This is a genomic window from Solidesulfovibrio fructosivorans JJ], from assembly GCF_000179555.1.
Classification (GTDB): Bacteria; Desulfobacterota; Desulfovibrionia; order Desulfovibrionales; family Desulfovibrionaceae; genus Solidesulfovibrio; species Solidesulfovibrio fructosivorans.
Map to the genome: position 1 here is coordinate 41807 of NZ_AECZ01000019.1, position 19410 is coordinate 61216.

The 19410-nt window shown below is 64.9% G+C and carries 19 protein-coding genes; 10 read left to right on the top strand and 9 right to left on the bottom strand.

What is annotated here, in order from left to right; genetic code table 11:
• Positions 1-4: 4 nt before the first annotated feature.
• From DESFRDRAFT_RS13625 to DESFRDRAFT_RS13645, 5 genes are all read right to left on the bottom strand, one after another.
• The gene (locus DESFRDRAFT_RS13625) at positions 5-1183 is read right to left on the bottom strand and encodes an SLC13 family permease (RefSeq protein WP_233489615.1); all 1179 of its coding nucleotides are present in this window, start codon (positions 1181-1183) and stop codon (positions 5-7) included.
• 227 nt (positions 1184-1410) lie between these two features.
• Positions 1411-2124, bottom strand: coding sequence for a carbonic anhydrase (locus tag DESFRDRAFT_RS13630; RefSeq protein ID WP_043794941.1), 714 nt, complete (start codon positions 2122-2124; stop codon positions 1411-1413).
• 98 nt (positions 2125-2222) lie between these two features.
• A complete protein-coding gene (locus tag DESFRDRAFT_RS13635) occupies positions 2223-2987 on the bottom strand; it encodes an exodeoxyribonuclease III (protein ID WP_005994817.1) in 765 nt (254 codons plus the stop codon).
• Positions 2984-4738: a response regulator gene (locus DESFRDRAFT_RS13640; protein WP_005994819.1), complete on the bottom strand. Its 1755-nt coding sequence runs from the start codon at positions 4736-4738 to the stop codon at positions 2984-2986. Before DESFRDRAFT_RS13640 ends, DESFRDRAFT_RS13635 begins: the two co-directional genes overlap by 4 nt.
• Positions 4739-4834: 96 nt before the next feature.
• Positions 4835-5503 (bottom strand): metallophosphoesterase family protein, encoded by a 669-nt coding sequence (locus tag DESFRDRAFT_RS13645; protein ID WP_005994821.1) that lies wholly within the window; start codon positions 5501-5503, stop codon positions 4835-4837.
• Between the two features lie 81 nt (positions 5504-5584).
• On the opposite strand from DESFRDRAFT_RS13645, the gene DESFRDRAFT_RS13650 reads away from it, so the two are divergent.
• A complete protein-coding gene (locus tag DESFRDRAFT_RS13650; protein ID WP_005994823.1) occupies positions 5585-6187 on the top strand; it encodes a 5-formyltetrahydrofolate cyclo-ligase in 603 nt (200 codons plus the stop codon).
• Positions 6184-6900, top strand: a complete 717-nt coding sequence (locus DESFRDRAFT_RS13655) for a polyphenol oxidase family protein (protein ID WP_005994825.1) — start codon at positions 6184-6186, stop codon at positions 6898-6900. The genes DESFRDRAFT_RS13650 and DESFRDRAFT_RS13655 overlap by 4 nt, the downstream gene beginning before the upstream one ends.
• A 185-nt stretch (positions 6901-7085) precedes the next feature.
• Here the strand turns inward: DESFRDRAFT_RS13655 and DESFRDRAFT_RS13660 are convergent, their stop codons facing one another.
• The 3 genes from DESFRDRAFT_RS13660 to DESFRDRAFT_RS13670 form a co-directional block, all read right to left on the bottom strand.
• Entirely contained in the window at positions 7086-8456 is a 1371-nt protein-coding gene (locus tag DESFRDRAFT_RS13660; protein WP_005994827.1) for an HD domain-containing phosphohydrolase, read from the bottom strand.
• Positions 8449-9381: a TIGR01777 family oxidoreductase gene (locus DESFRDRAFT_RS13665; protein ID WP_005994829.1), complete on the bottom strand. Its 933-nt coding sequence runs from the start codon at positions 9379-9381 to the stop codon at positions 8449-8451. The genes DESFRDRAFT_RS13660 and DESFRDRAFT_RS13665 overlap by 8 nt, the downstream gene beginning before the upstream one ends.
• An 83-nt stretch (positions 9382-9464) precedes the next feature.
• On the bottom strand, positions 9465-10049 hold the full coding sequence (locus DESFRDRAFT_RS13670) for a DUF4390 domain-containing protein (protein ID WP_005994830.1): 585 nt from the start codon (positions 10047-10049) through the stop codon (positions 9465-9467).
• Between the two features lie 128 nt (positions 10050-10177).
• Between DESFRDRAFT_RS13670 and DESFRDRAFT_RS13675 the strand changes: the two genes are divergently transcribed.
• Both DESFRDRAFT_RS13675 and DESFRDRAFT_RS13680 read left to right on the top strand, forming a co-directional pair.
• The gene (locus tag DESFRDRAFT_RS13675) at positions 10178-10642 is read left to right on the top strand and encodes a 23S rRNA (pseudouridine(1915)-N(3))-methyltransferase RlmH (protein ID WP_005994831.1); all 465 of its coding nucleotides are present in this window, start codon (positions 10178-10180) and stop codon (positions 10640-10642) included.
• A gap of 27 nt (positions 10643-10669) precedes the next feature.
• On the top strand, positions 10670-10900 hold the full coding sequence (locus DESFRDRAFT_RS13680; protein WP_005994832.1) for a hypothetical protein: 231 nt from the start codon (positions 10670-10672) through the stop codon (positions 10898-10900).
• Here DESFRDRAFT_RS13680 and DESFRDRAFT_RS13685 read toward each other — a convergent pair.
• Positions 10861-11559, bottom strand: a complete 699-nt coding sequence (locus DESFRDRAFT_RS13685) for a 16S rRNA (guanine(527)-N(7))-methyltransferase RsmG (RefSeq protein ID WP_005994833.1) — start codon at positions 11557-11559, stop codon at positions 10861-10863. The genes DESFRDRAFT_RS13680 and DESFRDRAFT_RS13685 overlap by 40 nt on opposite strands.
• Positions 11560-11655: 96 nt before the next feature.
• On the opposite strand from DESFRDRAFT_RS13685, the gene DESFRDRAFT_RS13690 reads away from it, so the two are divergent.
• The 6 genes from DESFRDRAFT_RS13690 (at position 11656) to DESFRDRAFT_RS13715 (ending at position 19352) form a co-directional block, all read left to right on the top strand.
• A complete protein-coding gene (locus DESFRDRAFT_RS13690) occupies positions 11656-12606 on the top strand; it encodes an ACP S-malonyltransferase (RefSeq protein ID WP_005994834.1) in 951 nt (316 codons plus the stop codon).
• Between the two features lie 3 nt (positions 12607-12609).
• Positions 12610-14268, top strand: coding sequence for an arginine--tRNA ligase (gene argS, locus DESFRDRAFT_RS13695; RefSeq protein WP_005994835.1), 1659 nt, complete (start codon positions 12610-12612; stop codon positions 14266-14268).
• Positions 14269-14321: 53 nt separating this feature from the next.
• A complete protein-coding gene (locus DESFRDRAFT_RS13700; RefSeq protein WP_005994836.1) occupies positions 14322-15113 on the top strand; it encodes an SPOR domain-containing protein in 792 nt (263 codons plus the stop codon).
• Between the two features lie 44 nt (positions 15114-15157).
• On the top strand, positions 15158-15712 hold the full coding sequence (locus DESFRDRAFT_RS13705) for a pyruvoyl-dependent arginine decarboxylase (protein ID WP_005994837.1): 555 nt from the start codon (positions 15158-15160) through the stop codon (positions 15710-15712).
• 65 nt (positions 15713-15777) lie between these two features.
• Entirely contained in the window at positions 15778-16410 is a 633-nt protein-coding gene (gene nth, locus DESFRDRAFT_RS13710; RefSeq protein ID WP_005994838.1) for an endonuclease III, read from the top strand.
• Between the two features lie 65 nt (positions 16411-16475).
• The gene (locus DESFRDRAFT_RS13715; RefSeq protein WP_005994839.1) at positions 16476-19352 is read left to right on the top strand and encodes a fused MFS/spermidine synthase; all 2877 of its coding nucleotides are present in this window, start codon (positions 16476-16478) and stop codon (positions 19350-19352) included.
• Positions 19353-19410 lie beyond the last annotated feature (58 nt).

The window sequence follows — 19410 nt, forward strand, 5'->3', positions numbered from 1 at the left end:
CAAGCTACCGCAAGAGCCACCAGCCCGAAGCTGCGAGCCCGATCAAGGCCGCCGGCACGCCCACCCGGGCATGCTCCCAAAAGCCCAGGCGCACCCCGGGCCCTTCCGCCTGGCCGGCCACGATCAGATTGGCGATGCTCCCGGGCAGCAGCAGATTGCCGGCCAGGGTGCTCGAAACGGCGAGCAAGGTGGCCTGTCCCGGACTCTCGTGCCCCGGCAGCAGGAGCATGACCGCCGGCACGTTGGAAACCACATTGGAAAGGGCGGCGGTGACGGCATAGAGCCAGGCCGGACGGGCCAAATCGATGCCCCAGGCCAGAAGCCCACGGTGCAGGTCGTCCAGAAATCCCGCCGCCGCCACCTCTTTATTGACCACGAACAGACCGAGAAAAAGCAGCAGCAACTGCCAGTCGACAAGCGCCAGCGTCTCCCGGGAGGCCATGCGCCGGCTGAGAAGCAATGCCCCGGCGCAGGCCAGGGCCACGTTCTCCCGGGGCACGCCGCCCCAGACGAAGGCGGACAGGCAGACAGCCAGGGCGGCCAGCCCCTTGGCCGACTGCCACGGATTCCAGGCGGGAGCGTCGACGCGAAGGGAAATCACCGGCCCGGCGAATCGTCCCCGCCAGGCCCACACGGTAAGGCCCCAGGCCATGATCAGGGAAACGGCCACGCAGGGCCAGACCTCCGCCGCATAGCCGGAAAAGGACAAATGGGCGACCTGTCCGAGCAGCATGTTTTGCGGGTTGCCGATCAAGGTGCCCGCCGAGCCGATGTTGGCGGCCATGGCCACCCCGATCAGGTACGGCAGCGGATTGAGTCCCCGGCCCCGGGTCGCCTCGACCACGATGGGGGCCATGGCCAGACAGACAATGTCGTTGGCCAGAAACGCCGAAAGGACGGCCACGGCGAGCATGATCCGGGCGAGCAGCCCGACCGGGGAAGCGGCGGCGGTGACCAGGGAACGGCTGACGGCCGTGTAAAAGCCGCCGAGTCGCAACTGGGCGGAGACGACCATGAGCCCGAACAGCAGGGCCAAGGTCGGCACGTCGGCCGCGTTCCAGGCCGCCTGCACCGGCATGAGCCCGCTTGCGACCAGCACGATGGCCCCAAGCACGGCCGCGCCGCAACGGTCCAAGGCCAGCCCCGGCAGCCGGCCCAACGCCATGGCGGCGTAGACCAGCAAAAAAACACAAACAACAACGGCCCGCATAATAGAGAGTTGAAAAGAAAGTGCGAGAGGGGAAACCCTTTTGCAAAGGGTTCTCCCCTCTCGCGCTCTCCCCTTCCTAAATTTTCTAACGTTACGAGTGTTACACCAACAACACGTTACTATTAAAAGTCTTTTGAAAGGGGGGCTGGGGGGAAACTTTTCTTCAGAAAAGTTTCCCCCCAGTCTCTTTTAAAACATCTTTATTTGCCAAGTAAAATGGCGTTGTTGGGGTGTTCCCCGAGCCAGTGCACCTCGCCCGAATCGATATCGTAAAGAGCGCCCACGACCTTTACCTTGCCGGCGGCGGCCATCTTCTTGATCAGTGGGCTTTTGGCGTAGATGTCGCTTATGGCCTGCCACACGTTGGCCTCGATGGACTTTGCGATGAGCTCATCGGTGTTGGCCGTGGCGAACCGGGCTTTGACGCTCTTGACCGCCGGCACGATGGGAGCCACCAGCTTGCCGATATTTTCCGTGACCGGCTCGTTTTTGACCACCGCCGACACCGCGCCGCACTTGGTGTGCCCCATGACCACGATCAGCGGCACGCCGAGGTGTTCGGCCCCGTATTCCATGGTACCGATCTCATCGGTAGCGGCCACGTTGCCGGCCACGCGCACCACGAAGATATCGCCAACACCCTGGTCGAAGACCACCTCGACCGGCACGCGGGAATCGGAGCAGGCGAGCACTGTGGCAAAGGGGTGCTGGCCGCCGGTCGCGGTCTCATGACGCCGGGCGGCGTCCCGGCGCGGCGCGACGCTAGCCTTGGCCACGTAGCGATCGTTGCCTTCCTTGAGTTTGGCCAGGGCCTCGTCCGAAGTCAGTCCCGGGCCCGCCGAGGAGGCCAGGGCCAGGGCACAGGTCGCAGCCACAAACACCGCCGCGGCAAACGCGGCAAACGCACGTTTCATCATATATCCTCCCGGGGAATAGAGAGATGGAGTCTTGTTATAGCAAAAAAACGCTTACGGTCAAAACAAATCGGATCTTTTCCCTGGCTGGCCCCGCGTCACGAGGCGTCCAAATCGAGTCCCACCGGACAGTGGTCCGAGCCCATGACGGCGGAATCGATCCAGGCCCGGCGCACCTTGCCGCGCAGTTCCTCGGACACGAAGAAATAGTCGATCCGCCATCCGACGTTGCGGTCGCGCGCCTTGAAGCGATAATCCCACCAAGTGTAGTGCCCGCCTTCCGGCTCGAACATGCGGAAAGTGTCCACGTAGCCGGCGGCGATGAAGCGGTCGAGCCAGGCGCGTTCCTCGGGCAAGAAACCTGATGTCTTCTCGTTGGACTTGGCATTTTTGAGGTCCAGGGCGGTATGGGCGGTATTGAAGTCGCCGCAAACCACGATGGGCTTTTTCCGGCGCAGGGTTTCGGCATGGGCCAGAAAGGCATCGTAATAGCCGAACTTGTAGGCCAGACGGTCGGGGCCGCGTCCGCCGTTGGGAAAATAGACATTGAAGAAATAGAAGTCGTCAAATTCCATCTGGATCAGCCGGCCTTCCCCGACGTAGGCTTCGTCGGGCAATTCCAGGCTGATGTCATGGGGTTCGACGCGGTAGAAGCAGCCCACACCGGAATAGCCCTTCTTGACGGTGGCGCTGGACCAGACCGTGCGATAGACCTCCGTGCCGCCAAAATCCGCCTCGTGCCCGGGCTGAATCTTGGACTCCTGGATGCCGACCACATCCGCCCCACAGCCCGAAAGCCAGTCCCAGAAATTCTTCTGTACCACGGCCCGCAGTCCATTAACATTCCAACTCATCAAAATCATTTTGTAAATTCAACCTCCACAGCGGATTTTTGCATGTCGCCGCCGTCATGCATCATAGCCAAAAACGCCTTTGCGCACATCGGGCAAAACTGCCGCCCAGCTTCTTCCTCAATGATGCCGAGCGCCTTGGCAAGCGGCATTCCCCTTCTGTAGGGCCGGTCCGTGGTCATGGCGTCAAAGGCGTCGGCAATGGCGATGATGCGCGCGCCCAGGGGAATGTCCTCGCCCATGATGGCCGTGGGATAGCCATGCCCGTCCCAGCGCTCGTGGTGCAGGAGAATAAGCGGCAGCACCGGAGTCAGGGAGACGATGGGACGCAGGATTTCCGCGCCGATAATGGCGTGCTCCTGGATCTTGGCGTATTCCTCGGGGGTGAGCTTGCCGGGCTTTAGGAGCACGGCGTCGCGCACGCCGATCTTGCCGATGTCATGAAGATTGGCCGCGATCTCCAGTTCCCGCAGATCCCTATCGCCAAGCTCCATGGCCCGGCCCAGGCGCATGGCCATGCGCGAAACCCGGGCGGTATGGCCCTTGGTGTATTCGTCGCGCGCCTCGAGGGCCGTAATGAGGGCCGACATGCTGGCCAGGACGTGCTCGTGCTCTTTCTTGATGTGCCGATAGCTCTCGGTCAGCAACTGCTCCACCACGAGCTGCATTTTCTCGACATCGAAGGGTTTGACGAAATAACGCGAGATGCCCAGGCGTTCGCCGCGAAGGATATCGCTTTGCCGGTCGCGACCGCTCATCATCACGACCAGGGTGTTGCGCAAATCCGGCTCGTCCCGCAGCTTCTCGCACAGCGTATAGCCGTCCATCTCCGGCATCTCGATATCGGTCACCACCACGTCGGGCAGATGCTCCTTGGCCAGCTCGAGGGCGCTTTTGCCGTTCTCGGCGGTCAGCACGCAATGCCCGCCCTTGATAAAGCTGTGGCGCAACAGCTCCCGGATAAGCTTGTTGTCGTCGGCGACCAGAATCTTATTGTGGCGTTTGCGCTCGACCAGGTCGAGATGCTCCGACACCTTGGCCGCCAGCATCTCCGGGGTGAAGGCCTTGAGCAGATAGTCGTCGGCCCCGCAGTTAAACGCCGTATCCATGTCCAGGCTGCTGTCGCTGCTGGAAAGAATGATGACCGGCAGATAGCGCCCCGGGTTGTCCTCCTTGATCCGGCGGCATAAATCGAGACCGGACAGTCCCGGCAACAGCACGCTCGTAAGCACCAGCTCGAAGTCGTGCTTGCGGCAGAAGGCCAGGGCCTGCTCGGCGTTGTGGGCGGCCACCACGCGAAAACCGGCCGGGGTGAGCGCCGCGCGCACCACGTGGAGCAGCGTCTTGCCGGCGTCCACGAAAAGGATGGAACGGCGCGACGAGACGCTTTGCCGCGGCTTTTCCTGAATCTCCCGCAGCACGTCGGTCAGGTTTATACGGTTGACGGGATAGATGTCCTGACCGGGGGGAAGGGGCACGGCGACATCATCCTCGCTGCCGGCGTCGAAGGGGCGCAGGCAAAGGATGGGAATGATTTTTCCCGCCGCGTTGGCCGTCTCCCGAATACGCTCGATCAACGCGACGCTGTCGCAATTGATGTAGGAGTCCTGGATCAGGACGGCATCGGGCGTGGGATCGCCCAAGGCCTGGGAAACCTCGCCGTCCTCCGGAAAGGCGAAAACATAGTCGATGCCGGCCGTCAGATAAAGCTTGGACAGGAAGGCCCGATAAAAGACGATGTCGATGATATTTATGACGCGCATCAACGACTCCCGGGTGTCATCATTCCGGTCGACGCCACAACGGCCGGTCGGACCGTCCCTGGAAAACGGCCGGACGCAAGGGCCGCGTCACCACATTCAAAACGCCAGCAGGCTGGCCGCGATCCCCTCCGGCCCAAGAGCCAGGCGCGCGTAGCCGCCTCCCGAAAGCGCCCCGGGATTGATGACGACGGTCTTGCCCAGGGTATCCACCGCCCGGGATTCGTGGATATGCCCTGTCAGGCACACGGCCGGCTGGGTACGTTCGATAAAATCCCGCACCGCCTTGCTCCCGACATGAACGCCGGAACCGACCACGTCCGTGGCTGTGCCGAAAGGCGGCGTATGGCAAACCATGACCAGATGCGGGCAATGGGCGACCACGGCATGGGCGGTGGCGAGCCAGTCGGCGATACGCTCCTCGCCGGCCTCGCTCGGCGTGTGAAAGGGGGTCGGCGTGGACCAGCCGCAGCCGAAAAACCCCACGCCCTCGGGCATGACCCGGCCTGTGGCGTGGATGTTGATGCCTTCGGCGGTAAGGTAGGCGTCGACGCTTGCGGTGTCCATATTGCCGATCTGGGCCAGGATGACGGGATTGCGCCGCCTCAGGGCCGCAATGACAGGTTTGGCCGCGGCGGCCGCGCCCTTTATGGTCAGATCGCCGCTGATAACGACACCGGCCGCCCGCTCCAGGTCGGGTATGCGTTCAAGAGACGCGATATCGTCGTGAATATCCCCGATTCCGATGAAAAACGTTTCCTCGGCCATGCCCTCTCCCTCGATTTCGATCCCCGGCGCGCCCTTCCCCTGACGCCACCTCCTTGCTACTATGCTGTGGTTGTGCAAACAATGCAACCATCTCCCGCCGCAACCATCGACAAGGACGCCCTGCGCCGCCGCATGCTCGGCAGGCGCAACGCCCAGGAGCCGGAGCTCGCGGCCCGGGCCAGCCAGGCCGTGGCCAGTCGGGTGGAAGCCCTGCCCCGCTATGCGGCGGCCCGGGAAGTACTGGCCTATCTGCCTATCCGGGGCGAGGTGGACGCCGGCATCCTGGTCCGTTCGCTTTTGGCATCGGGCCGACGGGTGCTTTTGCCCCGCTGCCGCCCCGACGCGCCCGGGGAACTCGACGTCGGCTGTCTGACCAGCCTGGACGCGGCCGTGCCGGGTCGCTACGGCATCCTGGAACCGCCGCGGGCCGCCTGTCTGCCGCCGAGCGCCTATTCACCGGACGTCATCCTGGTGCCGGGCGTGGCCTTTGACGCGAAAGGCGCGCGCCTGGGCTTCGGCGGCGGCTATTACGACCGCCTGCTTGCCCTGCCCATGGCGGCATCGGCCCTGACCATCGGCTTGGCCTACGCGTTCCAGGTGGTGCCGCAATTGCCGGCCGACCCCTGGGACAGGCCCGTGGACATCGTGGTGACCGAACTTCAAACATACCGGTTTGACACATGAATTACATCCCTTTTGCATTTCCCGGACTACCCGGCGTCGGCTGCGCCTTTGGCTGCGGCCCGGACACCATGGCCTTTACCGGCGCGTCCGACCCGGAAGCGGTCATCGCCACCCGGCGCGCCCTGCGCGAGGAACTGGGGTTTTCTGTCTGGCATTCGCTCAAGCAGGAGCACGGCGTCTATATGGTGTTCGAACCGGAATTCGACACCCTCGACCAGCCGAGCATCGAAGCGGGCGACGGCATGGCCGAAAGCCGGCCCGGCCGGGCCCTGGCCATCAAGACCGCCGATTGCCAGCCGGTGCTTCTCGCCCACGAATCGGGAAAGTTCATCGCCGCGCTGCACGTGGGCTGGCGCGGCAACGTGGCCGACATGTGCGGCCGGTCCGTGCGCTCGTTTTGCGTGCGCTACGGGCTCGACCCGCGTGAGCTTTTGGCGGTTCGCGGCCCGAGCCTCGGGCCGGGGGAAGCGGAGTTCACCGCTTTCGAACGCGAATTCGGGGAAAAATTCCGTCCCTGGTACGACTACCGCACACAACGCGTGGACCTGTGGCGGCTCACGCGGGACCAGCTCGTCGCGGCCGGCCTCGACCGGGACCGCATCTACGGCCTCGATCTGTGCACCCAAAGCCTGCCGCTCTTTTTCTCCTACCGGCGCGACAAGACCACCAGCCGCCAAGCCAGCCTGATCTGGATCAAAAAAGAAGGCGTGTAAAAAGCCTCCCGGGGGGAAACCTTTCTGAAGAAAGGTTATCCCCCGGCCCCCTTTCCAAAGACTATCATCGGGATGCAGTGTGATTCGTATCACACTGCAGAAATTAAGAAGTTTAGGAAGGGGAGAGCGCGAGAGGGGAGAACCCTTTTCAAAGGGTTTCCCCTCTCGCACATTCCTTTCCCAACCTAAAACCGAAAATCGCCACGCTCGAAGAGCGAGAGGCAGGCGTCGACCACGTCGGCGTCATAGAGGCGGCCCCGGCCTTTCGCCAGTTCGGCCAGCGCGTGCTCAAGGCTCCAGGCGGAACGGTAGGGCCGGTGGGCGGTCATGGCCTCGACCACGTCGGCCACGGCCAGGATGCGCGACCCGGGGTGCATGTCCTCGCGCCTGAGCCCGGCCGGGTAGCCGGAACCGTCGCACCGCTCATGGTGTTCGAGCACCATGCGGGCCAGGGGCCAGGGGAAAGGGACATCCTTCAGGATGTCGAAGCCGACGGTGCTGTGGTCCCGCACAATGCCCATTTCCATGGCGGAAAGCGCCTCGGGCTTGGTCAGGATTTCCGAAGGCACATGGATCTTGCCAATATCGTGGACCAGCCCGGCCATGCGCACGCCTTCCCGCTCCTCGTCGGAGAACCCGAGGGCCTTGGCCAAGGCCTCGGCCAGCCGGGACACGCGTTCCTGGTGGCCGGCGGTGAAGGGGTCGCGCGTTTCCGATGTCACGGTCAAAGCGTTGACGGTTTCCGTAAGCGCCAGGCGCAGGCCGGCCACGGAATCCCGAAGCGCCCGCTCCACATCCCGGCGGCGGCTGATGTCCCGAAAGACGAGTACCGTTCCGAGCGCCCGCCCCCTGTCGTCCAAAATGGACGACAGGGTCTGCTCCACGGGCAAGCGGCTCCCGTCCTCCCGGCACAAGATCGCCACTTCCCGAGCGCCCTCCAGCCCGTCGGGGATATCGCCTTGCTCGGGGTCCCGAAGCGTCTTGTAAAGCGTCGCCAAGTCACGGCCGAGCAGACGCGCTGCCGACACTCCAAGCAGCGTTTCGGCCATGGGGTTGGCGAAGCGCACCAACCCCTGGGGATCGGCGGTGATCACCCCTTCCCCAAGATAGTGCAGGGTCATGGCCGTCCACTGTTCGTTATCGCGCAGTCGCCGCTCCATCCGGGACTTGTACAGGGCGATGTCCAGGGTCGTGGTCAGGTCCCGGTTCTCGAAGGGCTTGGTGATGTAGCCGTAAGGACCGGCCGCGCCGGCGCGCCGCAGAGTTTCCGGATCGGCGTGGGCGGTGAGAAAAACCACCGGCACGGCCAACTCGTCGCGGATGCGCCCGGCCGCGTCCACCCCGTCCAGGGCGCCGTCCAGCACGATGTCCATGAGCACGATGTCGGGAGAGAGATCCCGGGCCAGGCGCAAGGCATCCTCGCCACGGTCCGTCGGGCCGCAGACGGCATAGCCGAGCTGGGAGAGGCGTCTGGCCAGATCCAAGGCCACCACTCCCTCGTCCTCGACGATGAGCACGCGCGGGTTTTCGGGGGATGTCGCCGCTTCCTCAGGCATGGTGGGATTCCCGTGAAGGCCGAAGGATGTCCGACAAGGCGTCGGGCAAGGTTTCGAAACAAAAGCGAAAGCCGAGTTCCGTCAAACGGCCGGGCACGGCGCGCACCCCGCCCAGAAAGAGTTCCCGGGCCATTTCGCCAAGGGCCAGACGCATGACCGGCCCGGGCAGGCGCAGCCAAGCCGGGCGGGCAAGAGCCCTGCCCGCGGCGGCGGCGAACCCGTCCTGGGTGACGGCTTCCGGCGCGGCCAGGTTGAAGGGACCGGCGGCCGCTTCATGGTCGATCAGAAAGCGGATGGCCGCCACCTCGTCGGCAAGGTGAATCCAGGGCAAATACTGTCGGCCGGACCCGAGCGGACCGCCCAGGAAAAACCGAAACGGCGCAAGCATACGAGGCAACGCCCCGCCTCCCGCGCCAAGGACCACCGCCGTGCGGATGACGGCCCGGCGCAGCCCCAAAGCCTCGGCCCCGGCCGTGGACGCCTCCCAACGGCACGCCACCTCGGCCAAAAAGCCCGCTCCGGCCGGGGCATCCTCGGCGATCGGCACATCGCCCCGGTCGCCGTAATAGCCCGTGGCCGAACCTTGAATGAGGACATCCGGAAGCGCGGGCGCGCGGGACAGGGCGTCCATGACCGCCTGTCCGGCGTCAAGGCGGCTTCCGAGGATGCGGGCCTTTCGCGTCTTGGTCCAGTAGCCCGAGGCGATGTTTTCACCGGCCAGGTTGACCAGGGCCCGGGCGCCGCCCAGCAGATGCGCCCACCCCTCTCCGGTGCGGCCGTCATAGGGAGCATAGGTGATTCCCGGAGCGGGCTTACGCCCCGAAGCCCCCCGGGAAAGCACGACAACCTCGTGCCCGTCCCGGACAAGGGACCGGGTCAGCGCCCGGCCGATAAAGCCCGTTCCGCCGGCGATCACAACCCGCATGAAGGCCTCCTTGCCGCGATTTCTCGGGAAATCCTGGCCCATTATACGAAAAGCGGCGGCAAAGGCAACCGATGCGAAGGGTTTTAATATGTAAAGTCAAGCTGGTAGGAAACAGGCGTGGCGGGGTCAAAGGGCCAGAAGAAAAGTCCTTTTTTGACCCAGGGCGAAACATCCAGGCGGGCCAGCGACAGCTCCAGGGTCAGCACGTACGTCTGGCCGCGTTCCAGGCGGTCCCAGGAGCCGAGGTCGATGAGGATTTCGTTCCAGGCCTTGCGGAAAAGCGCGGACAGGTCCCGGTCCGCCATGGAGCCCTGGCCGGGCAGGCTGACGGCGAAGTCGCCGCCCTTGAGCCGGCGCAGCTCACTTTCGAAGCGCGCGTGGCTGACTTCCTTGTTCCAGACGTAATCGCGTTTGACGGCGAGTCTGGCCTTGCAGACGAGCGCCAACCGCTCGCCCTCCAAAAGCGCCTGCCGGATGTGTTCGATCCCTGTCGGCTCCACGCCGAAGCGCACCCGGATCTTCCCTTCGAAATTGTTGAGCACCAGGTTGCTCAAAAGCAATTCCTGGGCGAACGCCGTTCCCCCGGCCAGGGCCGAGGCCACGAGGACCGCCGTCAGCAAAAAGACGCATTGCCGCAGGCGGCGGTGAACGGTGTTACAAGACGGCATGCCTCTCCCTATCGGGTTGTGATACAGTGATGCGCCATTTGGCCTAATCCAAGCCGACCGCTTTGACAATAAGCGCGCCCCTGGGCTAACAGCCGGCCCACACCCGGCCGCTTCCGGGGAATGCGCCCATGAAACCCGTACGCCTTTTCGTCGTCGGAGCCGCCAAGGCCCCTTATTTCCGCGATGCCGCCGCCCACTACCTGACGGCGCTACGGCGCTATCTGCCGGTCGAGGAACATGTGGTGCGCGACGCCAAGGCGTCCGACCACGAGCGGCGCAAGGCCGAGGAAGGCAAGTCCCTTTTGGCGAAGCTTTCCCCGCGCGACTTCGTGGTCGTGCTGGACGAGGGCGGCCGGTCGCTGCCCTCGCGCGAACTGGCGGCGCGGCTGGCGGCCTTTATCGAGGACCCCGGCCGGGCTCCCAGCTTCGTCGTCGGCGGCGCGTTCGGCCTCTCGCCGGAGGTGCTCGCCCGCGCCGATATGACTCTGGCCCTCGGTCCCGGCACGCTGCCCCACGAACTGGCCCGGGTGGTCCTTTACGAGCAACTCTACCGGGCGGCGGCCATCAACGCCGGCGCACCGTACCACCACTGACCTCTCCCAGGCAAAAGGCGGTTTCGTATGCCCTTCCCCCTTCTCGACCAGACGTATCTCGACAAGTTGCGGCGCTATTTCGAATCCGGCGACCTGGCCTTCGAATTCGAAAACGCCTCGGAAGCCGACAAAGGGGAAATCCTCGATTTCCTGGAATCCCTCATGGACCTGGCCGATGTCGCCGACGCCACGGCCACGCGGCTTATTTTCAAGGACGCCTACATGGACGTCGCGGAGCCGGAAAAAAGCGACACGTGACGCGTCCTGCCGGCGACGGGGTAGCTCGCGGCAGCGGCCAGCGCCCAGCCCGGCGGCGTTTCCTCCACGGTCGTGGCCTCGCCGGTCATGGTCACAACCGCCAGGGGCTCCCGCACCAGTTCCCGGCACAGCGTCAAAAACCGCGGCCAGGGGGCGAAGGCGCGGCTTAGGCACAAGACGAACGCGCCCGGATGCCCGGCCAGGATGTCCGGCACGGTGCGCTCCACCCGCCCTTCGGCCACATGCACCCCGGAAAGATGCAGCCTTGCCGTCGCCTCGGCCAGAAACACGCAGCGTTTTTGCCGGGACTCGAGCAGGTAGTACGGTCCCCGATTGAAAAAAGCCCGCAGGCCGATGCCGGGCAGCCCCGCCCCGGCCCCGAAATCCAGGCCCAACACAAGCGCATCCCCAGGCGGCAGCACGCGTTTCGCTTCCGGACCGGCCAGAAAATCGGCCAGGTGCCAGGAGTCGGCCACGAGCGTTTCGAGCATGGTCGGCCAATCCTGCGGTCCGACCAGGTTGATCTTGCGCCGAAAGCGCGTGAGAAGTTGCAGGTAGCCGGCGAGCAGGGCCGCCTGATCCGGCGCAAGCGCCCGTCCGAGCGCCGTGGCGGCCTTGGCCACGGCGGCGGCATCGGGCATCGTATCGCTTTGCGGCATGCGTATCCCCCGTTAAATTGACCGTTGCACATTTGAGCCCATTGCTCTACCAATCGCGGCCGAAATGACGCGAAAAATCTCTAAGGAGAGGCGAACGTGAGCGCAACCGAAAACCGCCTGGCCGTGCTTTTTCCCGGCCAGGGTTCGCAGGAAAAGGGCATGGGCCGAGTCCTGGCCGAAGCTTCCGCCGACGCGGCCGAACTGTGGCGTCTGGCCGAAAAGGCCTCGGGGCTGCCCCTGCGCGAAATCTATTGGGAGGGCGACGAGGCGGCCATGGCCGACACCCGCGCCCTGCAACCGGCCATGACCGCCGTCACCCTGGGCTTGTGGCTGGCGCTGCGCGACAAACTTTCCGGCGTGGTCGGCTTTGCCGGGCACAGCCTTGGCGAATATGCCGCCCTGGCCGCCTCGGGCATGCTCGAGGTGGCGGCGGCGCTGGAGCTTACCAGCCTGCGCGGCCGGCTCATGGCCGAGGCCGCCGGCGGCGAGGGCAAGATGGCCGCCGTGCTCAAGCTTTCCCTCGAGGCCATCGAGGACGTGGTGGCCACGGCCAAAAACGATACGGGCAAGCTGCTGGTGATCGCCAACTACAATTCCCCGGGCCAGTACGTCATCTCCGGCGAGGGGCCGGCCGTCGCGGCGGCCGCCGAGCTGGCCAAGGCGCGCAAGGGCCGGGCCATTCCCCTGGCCGTCAGCGGCGCGTTCCACAGCCCGCTTATGGCCGAGCCGGCCAAGGAGCTGGAAAAGGCCCTGCGCAAGGCCGGACTTCGCGCGCAAACCACGGCCCCGGTCTTTTTCAACGTGACCGGCGCGGCCGAGAGCGATCCCGACAAGGCGCTCGATCTCATTTGTCGCCAGATGACCTCGCAGGTGCGCTGGATCGACACCATGACCGCCTTGCACGCGGCCGGGGCGCGCACCTTTGTCGAGCTTGGTCCCAAAACCGTCCTGACCAAGCTCGTTTCCGCCAACCTCAAAGACGCCGGCGGCGAATACGCCGCCGTGTCCGTAAGCGATCCGGCCGGCGCGGCCGCCTTGGGAGCTTGAGCCATGCGGGCTACGGAGCATCTGCGCGGGCTTTTGGAAGAAGCGCTGCAAAAGCGCGGCATCGCCTGGCCGGCCAAGACCACCATCGAGGCGCCCCGGGACAAGTCCCACGGCGACCTGGCCACCAACGTGGCCATGATGGCGACCAAGGCGGCCAAGATGCCGCCCCGCCAACTGGCCGGGGAACTGCGCGAGGAACTGCTGGCGGCAAGCCCCGATCTGGCCGACGTGGCCGTCGCCGGACCGGGCTTTATTAACGTCACCTTCACGCCGGGCTTCTGGCAACGCACCGTCCTCGACGTGGCGGGGAGCGGCGATCGTTACGGCCGCCTCAATATCGGCGAGGGGACGAGAATCCAGGTCGAATTCGTTTCGGCCAACCCGACCGGCCCCCTGCACATCGGCCATGGCCGGGGCGCGGCCGTGGGCGACAGTCTGGCCCGGGTGCTTCGCGCGGCCGGATTCGCCGTCGAGACCGAGTATTATATTAATGATGCCGGCCGCCAGATGCGCATCCTCGGCCAGTCCATCCTCTACCGCTGCCGGGAGCTGGCCGGAAAGGACGTGACCGAGCCCGAGGATTACTACCGGGGCGACTACGTCAAGGAGCTGGCCAGGGAACTGCTCGACCGCGAGGGCGAAGGCCTCCTCGACCTGCCCGAGGACAAGGCCACCGACATCTGCCGCCTGTACGGCGAAAAAGAGATCCTGGACGGCATCAAGAAGGATTTGCGGGAATTCCGGGTTGGCCACGACGTCTGGTTTCCCGAATCCAAACTTTTTGCCGCCGGGGCCGTGGCCCGCACCTTCGACGACCTGCGGGCGAAAAACCTCGCCTACGACAAGGACGGGGCCCTGTGGTTCGCCACCACCAACTTCGGCGACGACAAGGACCGCGTGCTGGTCAAATCCGGCGGCGACCTCACCTATTTCGCCTCGGACATCGCCTACCACGACGACAAGTTCCGCCGGGGCTTCGACGTGGTGGTGGACATCTGGGGCGCGGACCATCACGGCTACGTGCCGCGCATGAAGGCCTGCGTGGCCGCCTTGGGCCGCGATCCCGAAACGAGCCTCAAGGTCATCCTGGTCCAACTCGTCAACCTGCTCAAAGGCGGCGAGCAGATCGCCATGTCCACAAGGGCCGGCAAGTTCGAAACGCTCGCCGACGTGGTGGCCGAGGTCGGGGCCGACGCGGCCCGGTTCATGTTCCTGTCGCGCAAATCGGACAGCCACCTGGACTTCGACCTGGACGCCGTGAAAGAAAAGTCGATGGACAATCCGGTCTACTATGTCCAATATGCCCATGCCAGGGTCAAATCGCTTTTCGCCAAGGCGGCCGAGCGCGGCGTGACGCCCCGGGAGGCTACGCCGGAACTGCTTAGCAAGCTCGATACGCCCGAGGACCTGGAACTTTTAAAGCTCCTCGAACAGTATCCCGACACCGTGGCCTCGGCGGCCCGGACCTTCGCGCCGCATCTGGTCAGCTTTTACCTGCGCGACCTGGCCGGCCAGTTGCACCGCTACTACACGGTCAACCCGGTCCTGGCTTCCGGGGATGCGGAGCTGACCGTGGCGCGGCTGGCCCTGCTCGATGCCGTGGCCACGGTGGTGCGAAACGGGCTCGATCTCCTCGGCGTGTCGGCCCCGGACAAAATGTAGGCGATGATTGACGCCAGGCTACGGCGGCGTCTTCGGTCAAGGAACCGCATCTCATGAAGCTGCTCAACAGATTAAGCGTCACCCAGGAACGCGGCGGCCCGCGCAAATTCTCCTTCGAGATGAGCATGTCCGGCCTTATTTCCGTCGGCATCGTGGTCGTGCTCGGCATGTGCTGGGTGTTCATCCTCGGCATCCTGGTCGGACGGGGCTACCGCCCGGAAGCGGCCGTGCCCCAGATCGCCCAGATGATGCCCACCACCGAAACCGCCCAGCCGGAAGGAGCGAAACCCGCCGAACCGCCCAAGGTGCTCAAGCCCGAGGAACTCCAGTTCATGGACGGGCTGCAGGGCAAGGACGGCACGGTGGTGGCGGACTCCACCCAGAAATCCCCGGCTGACGGAAAAAAGGCGGCCGGCCTCCAGGGCCATGACCTGCCCGACGCCAAGACCGTGCCCATGGGGACCGCCACGGCGGCCACGTCCATTCCCGCGCCGCCCCCGGTTCCCGCGGCGGCCAAGGTCGTGCCGCCCGCGCCGCCGCGGGTCAAGGCGGAGCCGGCCAAGGCCAAAACCAAGGCCGAACGCGCCGCCACCGACAAGAAGGAGTCCGGCCGGTTCGCCGCCACCTACCAGGTGGCCTCCTTCAAGACCAAGGAGCAGGCGGACACCATGATCAAGGAACTTTCCCGCAAAGGCCTGTCGGCCTCCCTTCGTGAGGGATCGGCCGGCAATCGCAAGCTTTTTCGGGTGGATGTACGGCTCAAAGGGACCGAGTCGGAAATCGCCGCCGAGCTCAAGCGCACAGGCGAAAAAGGTCCTATACTTCTCGGCAAAAAACCCTTATGAGGATTGCCCGCTTTCGCGGCAAAACAGATTAAAGAGGACCGCCCATGATCCCAGGCTCTTTCGTCCCCACCAAGGCGTTTTTCACCAAAGGTGTCGGCCGCCACAAAAACAAGCTGCAATCTTTCGAGCTTGCCCTGCGTGAAGCCGGTATCGAAAAACTCAATCTGGTCTATGTGTCGAGTATTTATCCGCCGCACTGCCAGTTGATCACCTTGGACGAAGGCGTCAAACTGCTCAATCCCGGCCAGATCACCTTTTGCGTCATGGCCAGAAACGCCACCGACGAGAAGAACCGCCTCGTCGGCTCGGCCGTCGGCATGGCCTTCCCCGCCGACAAATCCAACTACGGCTACATCTCCGAGCACACCGCCTTCGGCGCGGAGGAGCAGGAAATCGGCGACTTCGCCGAGGACCTCGCCTCCACCATGCTCGCCACCACGCTCGGCATCGACTTCGATCCGGAGACCGCCTACGACGAGCGCCGCCAGATTTACCTCATGAGCGGCAAGATCATCGATTCGGCCTCCATGCCCTGTGTGACCACCGGCGACTCCGGCATGTGGACCACGACCATCTCGGCGGTGGTGTTCATTCCCTAACCCATGCGTTCCCTGGGACTTCATCCCTTCGGACCGGCGGCCGCGCCTTCGCTGGAGATCCAGTGATGGACACGGCCGCCCGGGCCCGGGAAATCATCCGCCGGCTGCGCCCCCTCTACCCCGACCTGACGCCGGCCCTCCACTACGTCAGCGCCTACCAGTTGCTCGTGGCCACGGTCCTGGCCGCCCAATGCACGGACGCCCGCGTCAATCTGGTCACCCCGGCCTTTTTCGACCGTTGGCCCGATCCGGCCGCCCTGGCCCGGGCCGATGTGGCCACTGTGGAAGAAGTCGTGCGTTCCACCGGCTTTTTCCGCCAGAAGGCCAAGAACCTGGTGGCTGCGGCGGGGCGTATGGTCGAGCACTACGGCGGAGCCGTTCCCGACACCATGGAGGCCCTGACCTCGCTTCCGGGCGTTGCCCGCAAGACCGCCAACATCGTGCTCTCCAACGCCCTGGGCAAACACGAGGGCATCGCCGTGGACACCCACGTCCGCCGGCTGTCCTTTCGCCTGGGCTTGACGTCCTCGGACAACCCGATCATCATTGAAAAAGATATGATGCCGCTTTTCGACCGCAAGGATTGGGGGGACGTCAACCACCTGCTCGTCCTGCACGGCCGGGCGGTGTGCAAGGCCCGCAAACCGCTTTGCGACACCTGTGTCCTGGATGCCATCTGCCCCAAAAAAGGACTTTGACCCAACGCGTCCACTCGCCGCCGCCCCCTTTCGCGCCTGCGGGAAGTGACGTTTGAGGCGCAAACATGCCAGCCGCTCCCGTGCTTTCGCCATCTTCCGGCCGTGACCGCCTGATCCTCGGCATTGTCTTCCTCCTCTCCGGCGCGTCGGCCCTGCTTTTCGAAACGTTGTGGCTCCATCTGGCCGGACTGGTTTTCGGCGTCAGCGTCTACGCCAGCGCCCTGGTCCTTTCGAGCTTCATGGGCGGCCTCGCCCTCGGCAACGCGCTCATCTCCCGCTTCGGCCGCGACGTGCTCGACCCGGTGCGCTTTTACGCCGCCATGGAACTGCTGGTCGGGGTCTGGGGGCTGCTCCTTGTTTTGTGCTTTCCCATGCTGTCGGTCTGGCTCGGGGCCATGCTGAGCCCGGCGCTAAACAAGCCCTTTTTGCTCAACACCCTGCGTTTTTCCTTTTCCTTCCTGCTCTTTTTGCTGCCGGCCACGGCCATGGGCGCCACGCTGCCGCTTCTGGTCAAGGCGCTCACCCGCCGCCCCGGGGAGTTCGGCCGGGTGCTCGGCCGGCTCTACGGCGTCAACACCCTTGGGGCCTGCCTGGGGGCCCTGGCCGGGGAAACGCTGCTCATCGCGCCCCTGGGCCTTTCCGGCACCGGCATGGTCGCGGCCGGGCTCAACGTGCTGGCCGCGGCCGGCGCGATCGGCGTGTCCCGGCGCTTCCGGGAAGAGCCGGTCCGGGAGGACGCCTCCGGCCAGCGCCCTGAGATCAGGCCGTTGACGAACCGGGCCAAGCGGCTGCTTGCCGCCGGATTCCTGGCCGGCGGGGCCTTTTTGGCCCTGGAGGTCGTCTGGACGCGGTTTCTTCAGCTCTTCGTGCGTTCGACCAGTCTGGCCTTTGCCGTGATGCTGGCCGTGATCCTGGCCGGCATCGGCCTTGGCGGCGTGTTCGCCGGCTGGTGGCTGCGCCGCGAGGCCGATGGACGCCGGATCACGGCCCCTCTGGTCCTGCTGGTCGGCGCGTCCGCGCTGCTTTCCTTTCGCCTGTTCGAGTCCGCCGCCGACCTTTCGTTTAGCGTCTACCAGACCCTGGACTGGCGCTATATGACCGTCCTCTCCCTGACCCTCATGTTTCCGGCGGCCTTCATCTCGGGCATGGTCTTCACCACCCTCGGCGAGGCCTTTCACCGGGAGGTGGGCGACCGGGCCCGGTCGGCCGGGCTGGTGGCCATGGCCAACACCCTCGGGGCCATGGCCGGCCCGCTCGTGGCCGGGTTTGTCCTCATTCCGGCCGTGGGCATGGAACTGAGCCTTTTTATCCTGTGCGCCCTCTACATCCTGCCGGCGCTCCTGTGCGCCGGACGAAGCGGTCCCTGGCCGTCGCCGCGCACCAGCCGCTTCCTGCTGGCATCCGGATTCGCCTTCGTGCTTTTCCTGGCCATCTTTCCCTTCGGGGCCATGCGCGGCTACTTGAACCGCGCCTGCGCCGACTTCATCAAGGACGGGGAAAAGGTGGTGGCCACCATCGAGGGCGTCACCGGCACGTTGCAATACCTCCGCCAGGACTACCTGGGCGAGCCCTACGCGTACCGGCTCGTCACCGACGGCTACTCCATGTCCTCCACGGACCGCAGCGCCAAACGCTACATGAAGCTTTTCGGCTACTTCCCGGAAGCCACCCTGCAAAACCCGAAATCGGCGCTACTCATCTGCTTCGGCACGGGCTCCACGGCCTCGGCCCTGGTCGAGGATCGCCGGCTCAGCTCCATCGACGTGGTGGACATCTCCCGCGACGTGCTGCGAGGGGCGAGCATCGTCTACCCCAAGCCGGAACGAAATCCCCTGGAAGACCCCCGCGTGGCCACCCACGTGGAGGACGGCCGGTTTTACCTGCTCGCCGCGCCCAAGAAATACGACATCATCACGGCCGAGCCGCCGCCTCCCATGATGGCCGGCGTGGTGAACCTCTACTCGCGCGAATACTTCCAGCTCATGCGCGACCGCTTAAACGACGGCGGCATGGTCACCTACTGGCTGCCGGTCTTCGAGATATCCCCGGCCGACGCCAAGGCGATTCTCAAGGCTTTCTCCGAAGTCTTCGAACACACCTCGCTTTGGACCGGAGACAATTTCAACTGGATGATGGTGGGCGTCAAAAAGCCCAAGGGCCCCAAGCCGGCCGAGGATTTTTCCCGGCCCTGGGAGGCCCCGGGCACAGGACCTGGACTGCGCCACATCGCCGTTGAAAAGCCGGGCCAGCTCGGCGCGCTGTTCATGCTCGACGGGAAAGCGCTCGCCGACTATCTCGGCGACGCCAAGCCGCTGACCGACAACTACCCCAAGCGCCTGCGCGGCTATCCCGAAAGCCCGCAAATGCAGCAGCAATACCTGGCCGCCCACAACAAGCTCCTCGACGCCCTGGCCGCCAAGGAGCGTTTCGAGCATTCCGCCGAAGCGGCGCTGCTTTTGCCCCAAGAAATACGGGAGAAGGCCGATGGCTGGTTCGAGACCCAGCAGATCATGAATACCTACCTCAACAACATGCTCACCCCGCCGCCGCCGCTGCCGGCCGTCAATTACATCCTGTCCGGGACGGACCTGCGCGTGCTGCCCTTGTGGCTCATGAAATCCGACGCCAAAAAGCAGGCCATCGTCGCCCGGGTGCTGGAGCAGGGCGCGGAGCCCACGGCGGAAACGGAATTCCAGCTCGGCATCAAGGCTCTGGCCGACCGCGATTACCTGCTGGCCGACGCCAAGCTCAAACGCGCCCAGGAAATGGGCTATCCGAGCAATCTGGCCCCGGCCCGGGTGTACGTGCTGTGCATGGCCGGGTTGCTCTCCGAGGCCGAGGATCTGGCCGGCAGAGCCTTCCAGACCGCGAAGGCCACGGCCGGGGCGCGCCGGTACATGGAATGGCTGGCCCAGACGTTCGGCTTCAAAAGCCCGTTTTAGCCCGCGCCTCCATAGGCCACACCTATCAAAACATACCAACGGCATTAAATCATTCGAT